The sequence below is a fragment of the Pseudoalteromonas sp. T1lg23B genome (assembly GCF_002964665.1).
In the GTDB taxonomy this organism is placed as follows: Bacteria; Pseudomonadota; Gammaproteobacteria; order Enterobacterales; family Alteromonadaceae; genus Pseudoalteromonas.
This window is the reverse complement of record NZ_PQBZ01000042.1, coordinates 886,362-902,742: the sequence shown is the minus strand read 5'-3', so window position 1 is coordinate 902,742 and position 16,381 is coordinate 886,362. Positions and strand designations below refer to the sequence as shown.

The window sequence follows — 16,381 nt, the reverse complement described above, 5'->3', positions numbered from 1 at the left end:
AATGGACCCTGAAACAAGTTCAGGGTGACGGAGTTGAGTTTAGCATGGTGGGATTCGCCACCATACAGACGGCTCAGATATAAAACCCATCATCCTGACGAAGGTCAGGAGCTTTTGTCAGTTTTATTGTTACGTTTGAATGGACCCTGAAACAAGTTCAGGGTGACGGAGTTGAGTTCAGCATGGTGGGGTTCACCGCCACACAGGCGGCTCAGATATAAAACCCATCATCCTGACGAAGGTCAGGAGCTTTTGTCAGTTTTATTGTTACGTTTGAATGGACCCTGAAACAAGTTCAGGGTGACGGAGTTGAGTTCAGCATGGTGGGGTTCACCGCCATACAGGTGGCTCAGATATAAAACCCGTCATCCTGACGAAGGTCAGGATCTTTTGTTAGTTTTATTGTCTTGTGCGAATGGACCCTGAAACAAGTTCAGGGTGACGGAGTTGAGTTTAGCATGGTGGGATTCGCCACCATACAGACGGCTCAGATATAAAACCCGTCATCCTAACGAAGGTCAGGATCTTTTGTCAGTTTTATTGTTATGTGCGAATGGACCCTGAAACAAGTTCAGGGTGACGGAGTTGAGTTTAGCGTGGTGGGATTCACCGCCACACAGGCGGCTCAGAAATAAAACCCGTCATCCTGACGAAGGTCAGGATCTTTTGTTAGTTTTATTGTCTTGTGCGAATGGACCCTGAAACACAAGTTCAGGGTGATGGAGTTGAGTCGAGTGATGGATCTGCCTGTAAGTTAAATCAAACAAGATCCACCCAAGCCGTAAACCCCCTTTACAGTGTCTATCATTAGGTGCCTAAAGTGAGTTCGTGGGTTATACCTATGTTTGCTAAAAACTGTGGGTTATGGCTGACTACCAGAAAGCTACCTTGGTATGCAAATAATGCTTGAGCGAGTTGTTGCTTAGATTCAAAGTCTAAATGATTGTCTGGTTCATCGAGTAGCAACAGTGGGGTGGGCTGTTGCTGGCTAGCACACAGCATGCTGAGCTTCATTTTTTCTCCACCACTAAGAGTTGCCACTGGCTGGTTTGTTTTGGTGCTTTTAAAGCCAATTCCTGCCAGTAGAGTATGCGCAAGTGAGTATGACAAATGTGGGCAGGTATGCTGTAAGGTTTGCAATGGGCTTTTATCTGGATCAAGGTGTGAAACATGTTGATCTATACAACTCAAAGGTATGTTACGGGTCACTGAACCAGAAGTTGGCGGGAGTTGTGCCAATAGCACTTTTAATAAAGTGGATTTACCGCAGCCATTGGGGCCTTTTATATGCCATTTTTGCTGCTGATAAATGGTAAAGTTGAGCTCTTTTTGCTGACCAAAAGGAAGTGTTAAGTGTTGTACACTTACTAACGAGCGCTTATTGAGGTCCGTTTTGGTAATACTGCCCAAGTAAAAGCGCTGGTCATAACTTTCTTGTTGTTTCAGTCGCAGTTGTGTGTACTTTTCTTGTAGTTTTCTTTCTTGCTGTTGCTGATTTTTTTGTCTGCTAGACTGACTTGCTGTCGCACTGTCTTTTTGATTATTGAGTAGTACTTTCGCTTGACTGGTACTTGCTCGAAGTTTGTTACCTTGGGCGGCTCGCTTTTGTGCCTTCTCTCGATTAAGTTGTGCTTGTTTTTGCACCTTTAACTGTTGTTTTCGCACTGTGTGTATTTGGTTGTGCAGTGCACGTTGCTCGGTGTCTTTTTGTAGCAAAAAATGCTCAAAACTGGTGCTATATTGTTTTAATCCCGATTCGCATAATTCCCATATTTGCGTTACCTGTTGTAGTAGCTCGTGATCATGACTGATAAGCAGCACATGGCCTTGAAAAAGAGAGAGCTGTTCCAGTAACCAACGTTGGCCATCGGCATCAAGGTGATTGGAAGGTTCATCCAGAATGAGTAATTGAGCGTCACTATTAAAAAGTTGCCAAAGGCGTAGTCTAGCCAGTTGTCCGCCACTCAGTTGACTGCAAAGGGCGTGATAATCGTCGGGTAAGTCCAGTGTTCGTAGTTGCTGAGAGAGGGTTTCAGGAAGTTGCCAGTGCTGTTCTACAGCATCAAATAGCGCCTGTTCAAAGTGACCGAGGGCAATTTTGTCTAACGCTTGCAGTATTTTTTCATAACCAAGCAACTGGGCAATGGTGGTTGAGTGTTTAAGCTGTTGCTCTGGATGTTGGTGAAAAAAGCCCACTGGTACTTTGCAGTGAATACTTCCTTGAGTTGGTGTGAGTGTTTTGGCAAGTAATTTCGCCAGAATCGATTTACCAGCGCCATTTTTGCCAACCAAGCCAACGCGAGTAGAGTGAATAGCGCAGTTAAGATCTTGAAATATGAGGTGGCCATCAGGAAATTGATAACTTAGGTTTTGTGCTGTTAAAACGGGCATAGAAGCCTCCTAATCAAATAGGGGCAGTCAACGAGGCCAAACAACAATACAACCTGAAACTAACGCAAAGTTTTAACGTGCGTATGAACAAAAATGAAAAGGTATAAACGCTAAGCCACGTCCACTAACCCTGTAGATCCAAAAAAAATAAATGAAAATGGATAACAGGTATTAGTTGTTCATGATGGCGCTTACTCCTTGAATAGGTGAGGGGATGAGTCTAAATGTTTAGACTCAAAAAATAAAGTACCACGCAGCGGCAATGTATTATTACGCTGCGTGATTGGACTTGGCCTGATTATCTTATGGTGGTGCCGCCTTTGATGTCGTTGGTACGTAAATCTCCTGAGCTATCACTCAAAATTTCGAGGCTCTGAGCACTATTGATATTGATGTCTCCTGAGTCATCGTCAATGGTTACAGCACCTGCGTTGCTCACCCAAATGTCGCCGCTACCATCTTCAATCTGTACGCTCTCGCGAGTGTTATTGACCTTAATGTAACCAGAGTCGTCGTCAATAGTTACGCTTTGTGCGCCATCAATGGTGAGATTGCCTGAGCCATCAACAACTGCCACGGAACCACGGACTGACATAACGCTGATATCGCCTGAGTCATCTTTAATGGTGAGGTTGTTGCCACCAACGATCTCCATATCACCAGAGCCGTCGGTGATCTCCATATTGCCCGTTATGTTTGAAATTTCGATACCGCCGGAATCGTCTCTTAATGTAAGTTGCTGACCACCATTAATTAAGATCTCTCCTGAGCCATCGGTAATGGTCAAGTTGCCTTTGGCGTTGCGCACAGTAATGTTGCCTGAACCATCTCGTATAGTGATGTTGTTTCCACCATCAATGGTGAGCGCACCTGAACCATCATCGATTTGAATGTGGTTCGTTAGCCCTTTAATATCAATGTCTCCAGACGAATCGGTGAGATCTAATGCCAGCGCGCTGGGCATAGTAATGGTCATGTCGATTTTGGGGCCGTTGCCACCAAAGCGCCAGCCATTTTCTGAGTTAACTTCTGCAACTAGTTTTGCAGTTGTACCTTGCTGCTCAAGTGTAAAAACAAACTCATTGGGTTCAATGGTGTAAATGTCGGCACTAGCGGTGATCTCACTGGTATCTGGCGAAGCGATGATCTTTAAGTCCCCCGCGTTTGTCAGCATAGTTAATGCGCTGATATTACTGGCTGACAATTGTAATTGGCGTTGTACATGTTCTTTGGCATCTGCTGAGGCAGTATTAACGTGAATGATGCACCCACTTAAAATTAAGGTGCTCACTAAAGGCGTAAATATTTTTAACATGGAAGGTCCCTGCATTTTTATTTTTGGTCATGAGTAATTGCCTTTCAAAAGGCAAATAGGGTGCCAAAAATTAGTTATTGTTTTTTATATACTTTTTATTTCCTTACCATGAGTATTATTCACTTTTTTAGTGGTATGTGCAATTAGTTGGTTAGATTGACCAAGAGATATAAAGCCTTAAAACGGCGCGACCGAGAGCTGTGTGAGTCGCTGAAGTTTGGGTGAAGTGGCGTTACCACTCCACCGCGCATATGCTTAGTAGGCTGTAAAGTAGCTCACATTTACATTGCCTTCATGATACAGATAGTTAAGTTGATGGAAATGAATATCCACAACGACTGTTGCGTAGTCAGTTCTAAAAGAATAGACGTTAGGATCTTTAGGAATAGAATAATAACACTCTGCTTGGCTAAACAAGTAGACGTCTTCACTTGGCTGAGTGAAGTAATACACTGGCTGTTGTTCACAGCCTTGAAGCTCATAACCAGAGTTAGTTAACTGCTCTTTCACCACTTGGTATTTACGACCAAACTCTAATACTTCTTGCGTAGTAAAATAGCCTGATGATAGGTCTGGTGTCGCTACAGATGAAAAGCTAGCAGATGAAATTAGACCAAAAATTGTGGATAACAGTAATTTTTTCACAAGAAAATTCCTTCTAATTTAAAAGTGATTTATGCCTGAATGGCGGGGGTATCCTACCGTTTAAATCGCGTTCTGCAAGTTAAACTTTGATTACATTTTAACGACGGTTTTGTTTTTAAAAATTGATATAAATCAAAAGGTAAGTTGGAATTTTTTGATGTCACTTTTGTTTTCCAGCTGTAAATATTTTACCGCTTTTAGTACGGAAAAATATTATTGGTAGGCACTTGAAAATAAGCTTTTTTAGGACTAGAGTTGCTGGTTTTTTTATTCTTAAATGAGTTTATTTTTGTATTGATTTTGTTCTCCTTGTTGCGTTTTGTTGATTAGTTAAAAAGTGCTATTTTTCATAGTGAGCTGTTACTCAGAACACAGATTACAGCATGATCTATCAACCCCGTTTACAAGACTTAAAAATCAAGCCTGTGGACTAAACTGTGTTTCACGGGTAGGTGTGCGCTACTTGGAGTGTTAATGTGATAAATGAACGACTGTGGAAAATTTATCATCAGGTGTATTTTCAGCCTTGTGATTTACGCAATTCGTTAGTTCCTAGCTGCGTAGGTCAGAATTTTCTGCACAGTGGCGCTATCATTAGCGTTTGGAATCCGCGTGGACAAATCTATACACATAGAAAAAATAGGCTGTTCGCACAAAAAGCGATTCTTAAGCTTAAACATCAGGGGCTGCGTTACTCATTTCTATGGGGTGGCGATAGGCATATGCGTTTCAAGGAACTGAGTGTGTTTGTGCTTTGCCCTGCGCATACTGCTGTTAAACTAGCCAGACAAAACCAGCAGTTGGCATTTTATGTTGTTGATAAAGCAGGCGCTTTATGGCTTATCAACACCCATATGAGTGAACACAAACAACGCATTTGTAAATTTGCTAAACATAGAATCGTGAATATGGGCCTTAAAAGAAGCAATTTGGCCGTGAGCTCACACACTTAGTTCGTTGCTTTTGGAGCTCTGAGAATGCGCTAATTTGACATATAAATGACAGATTTATTTGTTTCTTACCTTATTGTATTCATTACTAATTTAAATCGTAAATAACCGTATCTAATGTTAGGGAGTGGCCACTTTTTCTACTAGACTGTAGTGCATGTTTCTTGATCTATTAAATTGATATGCGTTTAAAGAACCAACTGCTTGGTGTCATGCTTTGCTGTGCGCTGTTGCCTCTGCTTGTGATGTTTGGGCTTGCCATGACTCAAAGCAGTGAGCAGGCTAAACAGCTTCGAGTGGTCGCAGCAAAAGCTGCAACGCACAGTGCGGCGATGACCTTTGACCGATATTTCAGTGAACGTAAAGCTGAGTTGTCGACCATGGTCAACGATGAACGCGTACAAAGTATGAACTTTGCGCAGATGGAAGCCTATCTCAACGATACTCAATCACGCAGTCAGGGGCGCTATGAGAAGTTTATCCTAGGAGAGCTAGATGGTCGCTTTTACAACACGCTGGGCGGTAATCCAGCACAAGGCATGATCAGAACTTTTGATGACGCCGACCCTGACGCTGAACCCAAAAGCTTAGTTATGCGTGACTATTGGCAAGCGACTATCGGGCAGAATATCGAGGAAGAAGCCGTTGTGTATGTTTCTGATCCTATGATTTCCTATACCACTCAAACTAAACAAATTGTAGTCAGCGCCAGTATTTTAGATCAGCAAAAGAAACTGAAAGGCCTGTTGGCTGGCGCTATCGGTTGGCGTGAAATCGACAGGTTAATCTCACTTGTAGAAACTAATATTGCGGATTCATTTAAAGACAAAGCGCGCATTATGTTGGTTTCTCGCCATGGCGCATACATTTACCATTGGAATGAAGAAAATATCGTTCATTTAAAATTAGAAGATGATGAATGGGTACTTGAAAGTAGTGGTGAGCGCGCGTCTGAGGCTCACTATATAACCAAACATGATGATCCTCAGCTCAAAGCGATAGGGTTGAGAATGATAGCCGGCCATCAGGGATATGAAAAAATCACGGATCCTCATACTGAACAAGCACTACATGTGTTTTTTGAGCCCATAGAATCAGCCGATTATAGCATTTCGGTAGTTCTGCCTGATGACGTCATGCTTGAACAGGTACATGCACTACAAACATTGTTTTGGATAGTATTTGCAGTGGTGATTGTCTTGGTATGTGTAATGGCTGTGTGGATATCGAATGTGGTTTATGGGTCAATTACCTCGTTGACGCTCGCAGCCAAAGACTTGGCTTCTGGGAATTATGACAAACCACTGAGTAACCCAAGTAAAGGCGAGTTTGGAGAGCTCACAGACTCTTTCGAGCAAATGCGCTACAAGTTGCGCCAGCGAGCAAGTAAGCTAGAACAACTGGTTAATACTCGTACTCAAGAATTAGAAGAAGCTAGGCTACAAGCACAACAAGCGCTGCAAGCCAAAGGGCGATTTCTTGCCAATATGAGTCATGAGATCCGGACTCCTATGAATGGTATTTTGGGCACGCTAGAGTTGTTAAACAGCAGTGAAGAATTAACCAAAGAACAAACTCAGTTATTGAAAATTTGTACCCACTCAGGCAAGCATTTGTTAAACGTGATCAATGATATTTTGGACCTATCCAAACTAGAAGAAGGGTACGTTACATTAGAGCTTAATGACTTCTCTTTACAAGAGCTCATTGAAGATGTGAATAACTTGCTGATGTCTTTGGCTTCCCAAAAGGGACTGAGTCTAGAATATGTTATTGATGGAGATGTGCCTGAATACATTCGTGGAGATCAGGCGCGCTTACAACAAATACTCATTAATTTGCTCGGTAATGCCATTAAATTCACCGAAAAAGGCCATGTGCGCTTGATGGTGCAAAATAAGGGTAAAACCTCTTCGGGGCATGCAGAGTTAAAATTCATTGTGTCTGATACGGGGGTTGGGATCGCTCCGCAAGATTTACAGCGTGTTTTCGAACCCTTTAAACAGGCCGATGGCAGTATGACCCGTCGATTTGATGGCACAGGCTTAGGCCTGAGCTTATGTAAGGAGTTGCTAGCGCTCATGGACGGGAAAATAGGAATTGAGTCGAAATTAGGTCAAGGTACGGACGTTTTCTTTAGCATACCTATGGAAGTGGTTTCTCGGGCGGCAAAGCCATTACAGCCTGTGTCTTCTTCTTTGTCAGATCTCAAAGGTCATGTGCTGCTGGTCGAAGATAACGACGTCAACCTTATGGTTGTGACCGCCATGCTGAAAAAATTAGGCTTAGAAGTGAGTACCGCAAAAGATGGCTTGTTAGCACTGGAAGCGCTACAAAAACAGTCGTTTGACTTGATCCTGATGGATGTTCACATGCCGCACTTAGATGGGCTTGAAACATCAAAACGGATCAGACAAGACATCACCTACAAAAATCTCCCTATCATTGCTTTTACAGCCAATATATTCAAAGAAGATATTACCGCCTGTTTTAATGCGGGTATGGATGACTTTGTCAGTAAACCCGTTGAGCAAGAAAAACTTAAAGAGGTACTCGCGCGCTGGTTAGAGTGTTAATCATTTGTGACTTTATATTTAGAGGCAGATATACTGTTGTTCTATCGTATGTAACATATTGAAGAATATTAGATTAAAGCAAATAGGTTGACACCCTTTGCTAAGTAATCAAGGAATCGAAATGAATAATAAACTGGTAATTAAGCTGCTGTTGTTGGTGGTGATTGTTATCTTGTGTGTTAAAAGGCCCGTATTATTTTCCTCTTCGAGCTGGTTTGCTGTGAATAGTGAGCTCGCAGACGGTGTGTATGGGATTGACGTATCCCATGATCAAGGCAAGGTTGACTGGCAACAGGTGGCAGATAGCGGCGTTCAATTTGTTTACCTCAAAGCCACAGATGGGGTGACATACCACGACCCTAACTATTTTGACAATCTCACAGCCATCAAAAATACGCCTTTGCCTGTTGGTGCGTACCACTTTTTTGAAGCTGAAGACAATCCGCAGCAGCAGCTTGATAACTTTCTTTCCCATATCAAAGGGAAGGGACTGACCTTAGCGCCCATGGTTGACGTTGAACTGACACGAGAACAAAGTGCGCAGCAAATACAATCTCGGTTACATGAATTTTTAATTGCTCTTGAGCAACAGCTTGGCTGTAAGCCGCTGATATACAGCAATAGCAGCTTTTGGCAAGCCAACATTGGTCCTTCATTTAATGATTATCCGTTTTGGTTTGCCCATTATGGCGAGACAATGAATGCGCCAGAGGAACTCAAAAATATTCAAATTTGGCAATATTCACAAACTGGCACAGTGGCTGGGATCAGCACACTCGTTGATTTAGACAAAGTGCTAGCTGGGAAACAGGCATTGGAGACACTCAAATGCAATTACTAACTTCGTTTCATCAAGACATAAAGCAACAACGCTATCGACTCGTTGCGTTGTTAAGTAGTGTAATGATCGCTTGGTTATTGATAGCGATTGTACAAGGTAGTTTTGCTGATAGCGCCTTGGTGCAGGACAATAAACATTTATATCAATCCAATTTGCACTATCTACAGCAAGTGGAGCAGCAGATTATGAATGATTTGGCGGATGTTAACGCCTTGAATGCTGCACTCAATGTCGCTAAGAGCAGTCAATTTGGTATTTCATTTATCGTTGATTTTGATGTAGAAATTGGTAGCTTACTGGCCGATTTTTCAAGCTTATTGGAAAAGAGTAGTCACTACTTGTTTTGGTCTTTGGCGCTAGTTGGCGCAATACAAGCTTTGACCTTTTTGGCCGAGCAGTTGTCACCATGGTTACTACAAGCGGCACTATTGTACGGCTTCTTCTGGGCTGTATTATGCGTGGTAAAGCCACAATTGAGGTATCGACCCAGTTTACAGTGGTTAGGCAAAGCATTTGCGCTGGCTTTTGTGATGTGTCATATGGTGCTGCCATACAGTATTCATGTGAGTGCCAAGACCTCACAGGTGGTTGCGGCTGAACTAGGTCATAAAGCGGATTTAGGTTATTTCAGTGATGTCGCCAACGAGATGAACACTAGCCTATCCAGTACCGATCTAAAAGAGCACGCTAAACATGGTGTTAAAGTGCTACACAAGGCACTAGCGGTGAAGCTGTCAAATAAGTTGCTCAAAGGGAATAGTGTAGTTACCCACAATCTTGCACATAAGTTTATCGCGTTTGTGTTACTCCCAATCCTGTTTGCCGGATTATTGTATCTACTGATAAGACGCTGTTTGCATAGCTTACTCGGTGAGCCTCCTCCATTTATAAGCGAACATCTGGCGACTGGAAAATAATCCTCCTGTAATAAGTAACGACCCCACCTTGAAGACGCTATATGAGGTGGGGGTGAACACCCCATTGCGACCACTTTGTATTTACTGACCTCACCAGCACAACAGCCATAGCTTACATAGACTTAAATTACGCTATGTGTGGTGTAATTGGCCAATACCGAACTATGCTTGGTTAAGCTTGTATTAATTTTGCGCACTCTTTGCATTGATGGGACATGCTTGCCCCATTGCTCACTGTGGAATTGATAAGGGGATATGATGAGCAATAACAAACCTAAGTTGTTGTCTTGTTTTTGTATATTGGCAATAGCGTCCACCGCTTATGCTGAAGTTCAGGAAAAAACATCCATTGAAACTATTACCGTTACTGGCTCTCGTATTAAACGCTCGGTGCAATCAGAAAGCTCCTCGCCCATCTCAAGCACTGAGTTGAGTGATCTGGCTGATATTGGTGCGAATGACGTACGTGATCTCATTGAAGTCTTGCCTTTTAACGCAGGCTCACAGAATAATTCGGACAATTTGACGCAAAACTTTACAGTGGGCACGTCAAACGTCAACTTACGCGGTTTAGGCGTGTCTTCAACTTTAGTGTTACTTAACGGTATCCGTCAGGTTACCTCGGCGGTTGTTACTGACCAAGGAGCGAGCTTTGTTGATACTGCCTCTTTGGTGCCTGCACTTGCAATCAAACGAGTCGAAATACTCAAAGATGGTGCATCGGCAATCTATGGTTCCGATGCGGTGGCTGGGGTTGTTAACTTCATTACCCGAGATGACTTAGAAGGCGCAGAAGTTCAGTATGAGTACCGTACAAGATGGAGTGAAGGCTCTCAGGATGAAACCAAGATTGACTTCGCCTATGGTGGTTATGTAGGTGACTCGGCTCACATGCTGTTTGCGGTGAGCTTTTTGGAGCGCGCCAGTTTGTTACTTGATGAAGTCGACTGGGTTGAGCCTGCGACCAGTAGCTTTGGTAATCCTGGCAGCTTTGTGATCCCCTCGCTAGCAGATGAAAACAACCCCAGTGGCTTAACCGTTGCAGATCCAAACTGTGCAGCCAACGGTGGCAGTGTTTCCCAAGGTTCTAACGGTAACTCGTTCTGTTTATTTGATTTTGCGCCACAGATAACAGCTGTACCCAATGAGGATAGATTGCAGGCGTACGCTCGTGCACAGTGGGATTGGAGTGATACAACTCGAATGTGGGCTGAGTTTGGCTATGCTCGAAATAAAATTAGTCGTGAAGTTTCCCCCAGCTTTCCTGTGCTCAATGCGCCTAGTGTTTTGGCATCTCATCCAGATAATCCCTACGCAGAGGATGTCTTTTTTCGGGGCAGGCCGTATGGAGTAGGTAAGCCCACGGAGATTAATTACTACGATCATACAACGTCTCGGTTTGCTTTTGGTGTCGATGGTGAAATAACCGAGGGCATTTATTGGCAAGCGTCTTTTGTCGCTGCGGCAAACGACGCGCTGGTAAACCCAAGGGATGTGATCACCGATAACTTTCAGGCTGCGCTACATGGCTTCGGTGGTAACAAATGTAATGGCACGACGATGGCCGAGGCTGGCGTAGGTGAGTGTTATTACTTCAATCCATTTGACCCACATGATCCTGACAATGAACTATTGAGGGATTTTATTATTGGTGACTACATCGGAGATGCGGAATCTGAAATGCGCGTCTACGAGGCAGTCATAACGGGTGACTCATTGTTTGAGGTAGCTGGGGGAGATGTGGGTTATGCCATCGGAATACAATACCGAGATGAGTCCATCAAGAATGTTTATGATTCTTTTACGCAACAAGATAGCTTTGCATTTCTAATTGGTAATCAGAACTTTACTGGCGAGCGCGATGTGAAAGCCTTATTTGCAGAAGTCCTCATGCCACTGACCGAAAACCTTGAGATAGGCGCTGCTGTGCGATACGAAGATTATGGTGAATTTGGTGGTGATACCACCAATCCTAAGCTTTCATTTTTGTGGTTGGCGAGTGATACCTTGTCATTGAGAGGGACGTTCAGTACATCATTTAGAGCACCATCTGTTCATCAGTTACAAGGGGTTCAGACTAACTTTGCCAATATTACCGACCCAGAAGATGGCTCGACGACGTTTGGGGGCAACCGCACCATTGGCGATCCTAATCTGGTTCCAGAAACCTCAAAAGCACTAAATCTGGGGCTAACTTACACACTGGATGAATATGCATTTGATATCGATTACTGGGATTTTTCCTTTGAGGACGTACTTACCCGAGAAAGTCATCAGGCGGTGGTAAACGCCAACCCGAATGACCCGACAAGGGTGATTAGAACGTCTGCGGGTACAATTTCAATCGTCAATACCAAGTTTGTGAACGCAGAAGCGATAGATACATCAGGGCTTGATGTCAGCGCTTCTACTATTTATCGCAACGACTATGGAAACTTTTCTCCTCAGCTAACAGCAACTTACTTATTGCGTTACGATTTAATGGACGCGAGCGGCCAAACGAGCGATGGGCTCGGTCAGTTGAATTTAAATACGGTGGGTAATCCGTCACCTCGTCTGCGCGGCAGTATAGGGTTGAATTGGTCAAGTGGTATGCACCGCGCCAACGTGTTCATCAGACATGTGGCAAGTTACACCAATGATGTTACAGGGGACTCTATCGATGCTTTCAATACACTTGATTTGCAATACAGCGTCAATATGGGACAAGTACTAAAAGGGGACTCTGAAACTAAGCTAACGTTTGGGGTTATCAATGCCACTGATGAAGCGCCTCCATATGTTGCGGTGGCAGGTAGTTATGATCCCCGAACGGGTGATCCAAGAGGGCGCCGAGCTTATGCAAAATTCCAGATTAGTTTTTAGCTTACTGAGAAGTAGTAAGTGGTTGGTCATTGATTGTGGGCTTGCTGTCTGGCGTAACAGGGTCTGAGAGAACTTGATATGGGTGGGAAATTTATTGTCTTTTTGCTGTTTTTATTGGCTCTGATGGCTTCTGTTTCAGCTGCGTCTCAAGAACGGGTAATTCGTTTGGTTACATTGGAGTATCCGCCCTATGAGTTTCAAGGTGCACAGGATGCCAGTGGCATTGCGGTAGAGATTGTGCGTGAGGCATTTGACCGTATAGAACAACCATTTTCCATTCAGTTTTTACCATGGGGAAGAGCAATCCGAGAGGTTAAAAATGGTCGAGTAGATGGCATTTTCACCATTTATAAAACCCCAGAACGAGAAACTTTTATGAGCTACTCGAAGGAAGTTTTGGTGCAGCAGTCTATTGGCTTCTTCGCGCGCAGAGACCATCAAATCTACTTTGACGGGCGCATTGCATCACTGTCTCCTTATCGTATCGGGATTGTACGAAAAGTGAGTTATGGTGAGGAAATAGATTCGGCGCTTGCCAAAGGAGTGCTTGAGAATATTGTTACGACGGACACCGGAATTAACAGCTTTAAGTTGTTACTTGCCGACAGGGTTGATGTGGTGATCAGTAATCAGTTAGGTGGTCTGGAGATCCTTAAGCAGCTCGGTATAGAGGAAAAAATACAGCTAGTCCCATCATATGCCTATGACATCCCAAGCTATATCGCGTTTGCCAAAGAGCCATATTTAGAAGGGATTAAGCAACGTCTAGATATCGCTATTAGGTCAATGAAAGAGGATGGCTCTTACCAAAAAATCATCGCCGATTATTTACAACATTATCGGAGTATTCAACCGGTGATAAGTACGCCTGTTGGGTCCGGTCAGGCTGTAAATTAGTTTGGCGTGATATCTGGCCAAGCCTGTCTACGAGGAACGAGAGTATGAAACTCAAGATAAAGTCCAGACTGATATTATTATCTTTGCTCCCCATCATTATCATTGCTTCGGTTGTTATCACGCTCACATATAGCGAAGCCACGAAACTGAGTGACGCTCAGGAGGCTTTAAGCCGCAAAGAAATGATGCGTATGAAACGTGATGAATTAAAAGCATATTTAGAAATAGCCCAAAGCGTGATCATGCCCATTCAAAATGAAGGCCGACCGCAAGAAGATGTAATTGACTTATTGAAGAACATTCAGTTTGGAGAGTCAGGTTATTTATTCGCGTTCAAAAGTGATGGTACGCGTGTAATGCAAGGTGATAGTGATCAAGGAATAGGCCAGAACTTCATCGATTTACAAGATAAAAGAGGGAATTATCTGGTTCGTGACATTATTGAATCGGCAAAAAGAGGTGATGGCTATTCCGTATATTACTTTCCCAAGCCTGGACAAAACGAGGCGATAGGGAAGCTCGCATACAGCATCTATTTGCCTAATTGGGATTTGATCGTCGGTACTGGTTTCTATACCGAAGATGTTGATGCACTACTTAAGTCGATGCGCGAAAAAAATGACAAGCAAGTGATGAAAAGTATTCGTGATATTTTATTGTTTACGTTCATTATCTCTATTGTGGTTGGGATGTTTGGGTTGCTCATTAGTAAAAGCATTACCGTGCCACTGTCTAAGTTTGAAGACACCATAGATATTTTTGCAGCTAGAGATGCAGATCTGACCGCTCGCATTCCTGATTTTACCCTCCCTGAGTTTGATAGTTTGAGTCGTAATTTCAATATATTTCTCGGTCAGTTACATGCGTTGATCATTAAGGTCGCTACGCTGACAAATGAAGTGGTTGATGAAACTAAGCAAATAGCCAATGCATCTTCAGAGATAAATGCATTGTTGATGCGCCAGCAGTCAGAAACCGAGATGATCGCTACCGCGATGACGCAGTTGAGTGCTTCTGCCGAAGAAATATCTCGCAATGCTAACGAAGCTGCTACTTCTGCAAAAAATGCCAATCGCAGCGCTGATGATACGCAAAGCTCGGTTGACGAAGCGACTGATTCGGTTAACACGCTCGCGCAAAAACTTGATGAGGCCAGTGGCGTGATTTTAAAGCTAGAAGGTGATGTGAAAAATATCTCAAGCACGTTATCAATTATTCAGGAAATTGCCGAGCAAACCAACTTGTTAGCGCTCAATGCCGCCATTGAAGCCGCCAGAGCTGGTGATCAAGGAAGAGGGTTTGCGGTGGTTGCTGATGAAGTCCGAGAGTTGGCGACTCGCACACAAAAAAGTGCGGCTCAGATCCTAGGGGTCATAAACACCTTAACAGATGGTTCTAAGGATGCTGTACAGGCCATGGACTCCAGTAAGAGCTTTAGTGCACTGACGGTTGAAAAAGCAGCTAGTGCATCTGCGTCATTACAAAATATCGTGCAGTTTATTCACGAAATACTCAACGTCAATGAGCACATCGCCAGCGCGACAAAAGAGCAAAATATTGTTGATAAAGAAATTAGTGAACGAACAGAGTCCATCTCCGAGCATTCCAAAGAGTCTGCCGCCATCGGAGATCGAAATTTAGAAATTAGCTCCAAACTCAGCGAAAAAGCGGGTGAGTTAGCAGCGATTGTTAATCGTTTTAAAATATAACCGTCACTGTAATGCTCGAACGTCAAGACGGAAAAGAATGGGAAAATAACCATGCTAAATAAATTAAAAAACTTTGGACCAGGCGTTATCGTGACGGCAGCGTTTATTGGTCCAGGAACGATTACCGCATGTACCCTCGCTGGAGCGCAATATGGCTATGTGTTGCTGTGGGCTTTAGTCTTTGCAACGGGGGCAACCATCATTCTTCAAGAAATGTCAGCGCGAGTTGGTATTGTGACACAGAAGGGATTGGGTGAGGTTATTAATCAGTCATTACATGATTCGTTTTGGAAATGGCCATTGTTTGCTTTGATTATTGTTGCCATTTGTATCGGCAATGTTGCATACGAAGCGGGAAACCTTGTGGGCGCTGCGCTGGGGATTGAAGCAATCACAAATCCGAATAAATGGATTTTTAGAGGCTCAATTATTGCTTTGACGGCGATAGGCGCGGTGATCCTTATGCAGGGTACGTATCGGCAAATCGAGCGCATTTTAATTACCTTAGTATGCATTATGGCATTGGCATTTATTGTTACCTTCTTTTTGGTCAAGCCTGACCTTGCTCAGCTATTCAAAGGTTTAGTTTCGCCGTCTATTCCAGAGGGAAGTTTGTTGACAGTGATAGCGCTGATAGGCACAACAGTGGTGCCTTATAATTTGTTTTTACATGCTTCTACCGCGAAGTCACACTGGTCAAAGCCCGAAGATATCCCTAAGGCGCGTTCAGATACCATCATATCCATTGGTTTGGGTGGATTAATAGCAATTTTGGTGACTTCAACAGCGGCTGCCAGTATTTTCACGCTGGGGTTGAGTGTGAATAATGCACTTGATATGGCGGTGATCTTCGAACCGACATTTGGCAGTCTTTCCAAGTATTTATTGGGTATCGGACTATTCTCTGCGGGGCTGAGCAGTGTGATCACAGCACCGTTAGCAACAGGGTATGTGATCTCTGAAATTTTGCAGCTCAAAGGAGATGTAAACTCTAAAGCTTTTCGACTCATTACCATCGGCGTCATAATGATAGGTGCAGCTTTGTCTATGGCAGATGTTAAGCCGATTCAACTTATTATTCTTGCTCAGTTTGCGAATGGTTTACTACTACCCATTATCGCCTTGTTTTTATTGTATGCGATGAACAACCGACAATTACTTGGACGCTATGCCAATACAAAATGGTCGAACTTTCTTGGCTTTTCGGTACTTATTTTTACGGCCTTCTTGGGCGTGAGGTTAATCGCTAAATCGTTTGGCTTGTATTGATTTTTT

11 protein-coding genes are annotated in these 16,381 nt (G+C 43.5%); 8 read left to right on the top strand and 3 right to left on the bottom strand.

The window, feature by feature from the left end; all coding sequences use genetic code 11:
* Positions 1–807: 807 nt before the first annotated feature.
* The 3 genes from C2M32_RS20400 to C2M32_RS20390 form a co-directional block, all read right to left on the bottom strand.
* Positions 808–2,391 carry an ATP-binding cassette domain-containing protein gene (locus tag C2M32_RS20400; RefSeq protein ID WP_105170126.1) on the bottom strand — a complete coding sequence of 528 codons (1,584 nt, stop codon included), beginning with the start codon at positions 2,389–2,391 and terminating at the stop codon, positions 808–810.
* 298 nt (positions 2,392–2,689) lie between these two features.
* A complete protein-coding gene (locus tag C2M32_RS20395; RefSeq protein ID WP_105170125.1) occupies positions 2,690–3,706 on the bottom strand; it encodes a hypothetical protein in 1,017 nt (338 codons plus the stop codon).
* Between the two features lie 255 nt (positions 3,707–3,961).
* A complete protein-coding gene (locus C2M32_RS20390; protein ID WP_105170124.1) occupies positions 3,962–4,351 on the bottom strand; it encodes a hypothetical protein in 390 nt (129 codons plus the stop codon).
* Between the two features lie 476 nt (positions 4,352–4,827).
* Here C2M32_RS20390 and C2M32_RS20385 point away from each other — a divergent pair, with 476 nt between their 5' ends.
* The 8 genes from C2M32_RS20385 (at position 4,828) to C2M32_RS20350 (ending at position 16,375) form a co-directional block, all read left to right on the top strand.
* The gene (locus C2M32_RS20385; RefSeq protein ID WP_105170123.1) at positions 4,828–5,304 is read left to right on the top strand and encodes a DUF3293 domain-containing protein; all 477 of its coding nucleotides are present in this window, start codon (positions 4,828–4,830) and stop codon (positions 5,302–5,304) included.
* Positions 5,305–5,483: 179 nt separating this feature from the next.
* Positions 5,484–7,877 (top strand): hybrid sensor histidine kinase/response regulator, encoded by a 2,394-nt coding sequence (locus tag C2M32_RS20380; RefSeq protein WP_105170122.1) that lies wholly within the window; start codon positions 5,484–5,486, stop codon positions 7,875–7,877.
* Positions 7,878–7,998: 121 nt separating this feature from the next.
* A complete protein-coding gene (locus tag C2M32_RS20375; protein WP_105170121.1) occupies positions 7,999–8,718 on the top strand; it encodes a glycoside hydrolase family 25 protein in 720 nt (239 codons plus the stop codon).
* Complete coding sequence (locus C2M32_RS20370; RefSeq protein WP_105170120.1) at positions 8,706–9,635, top strand: hypothetical protein; 930 nt, start codon at positions 8,706–8,708, stop codon at positions 9,633–9,635. Before C2M32_RS20375 ends, C2M32_RS20370 begins: the two co-directional genes overlap by 13 nt.
* A 258-nt stretch (positions 9,636–9,893) precedes the next feature.
* A complete protein-coding gene (locus C2M32_RS20365; RefSeq protein WP_158678296.1) occupies positions 9,894–12,500 on the top strand; it encodes a TonB-dependent receptor domain-containing protein in 2,607 nt (868 codons plus the stop codon).
* A 78-nt stretch (positions 12,501–12,578) separates the two neighbouring features.
* Positions 12,579–13,397, top strand: coding sequence for a substrate-binding periplasmic protein (locus C2M32_RS20360; RefSeq protein WP_105170118.1), 819 nt, complete (start codon positions 12,579–12,581; stop codon positions 13,395–13,397).
* A gap of 44 nt (positions 13,398–13,441) precedes the next feature.
* The gene (locus C2M32_RS20355; protein WP_105170117.1) at positions 13,442–15,106 is read left to right on the top strand and encodes a methyl-accepting chemotaxis protein; all 1,665 of its coding nucleotides are present in this window, start codon (positions 13,442–13,444) and stop codon (positions 15,104–15,106) included.
* 51 nt (positions 15,107–15,157) lie between these two features.
* Positions 15,158–16,375: an Nramp family divalent metal transporter gene (locus C2M32_RS20350; RefSeq protein WP_105170116.1), complete on the top strand. Its 1,218-nt coding sequence runs from the start codon at positions 15,158–15,160 to the stop codon at positions 16,373–16,375.
* Positions 16,376–16,381: the final 6 nt, after the last annotated feature.